We start from the raw sequence: 510 nt of genomic DNA on the forward strand, positions 1-510 counted from the left end.
CTTGTGAAGAGGGAATTTCTTTCCCTGTCACATAGGCATGGATAAAAATGATTTCTTTTATTGTGATATACGTGTAATATAAATTTCCACCCATAGAAGCCCCCTCTTCTCGTTTTATTTTTATATCCGTACATAACTAGGCAGATACACGAAACTAGCTGTTTAGCCCATCAGTACGTAAAGCGCTTGTTTCACTTGTTTATCGTCCACTCGATAAAATACTTCTGTTCCTTTGCGTTCATGTGATAACACTTTATGATTTCTCATTTTATGAAGATGTTGTGAAACCGTAGATTGCGGCAATTTCAAAATCTGTTGTAATTCGGTCACATTTAAAGTCTGTTTCCTGACTAATTGATGTACAATTTGTAGACGGACAGGATGTGCCAATACCCTCAGTATTTCCGCACTTCGTTCGAGTTCATGATCAAGATCATTGAGCTCCATGTAAAAAATATTTGTCATTTTCTTTCGCCTCATTCTCTTTTTAGGGTACTTTCTCATGTACAC

General features: G+C 36.7%; 1 protein-coding gene. It reads right to left on the reverse strand.

Annotation, left to right across the window (positions count from 1 at the left end):
- Positions 1 to 162: 162 nt before the first annotated feature.
- On the reverse strand, positions 163 to 465 hold the full coding sequence (locus ACODS7_RS32500; RefSeq protein ID WP_078188018.1) for an ArsR/SmtB family transcription factor: 303 nt from the start codon (positions 463 to 465) through the stop codon (positions 163 to 165).
- Positions 466 to 510 lie beyond the last annotated feature (45 nt).

It is taken from the genome of Bacillus sp. FG16 (assembly GCF_057809515.1).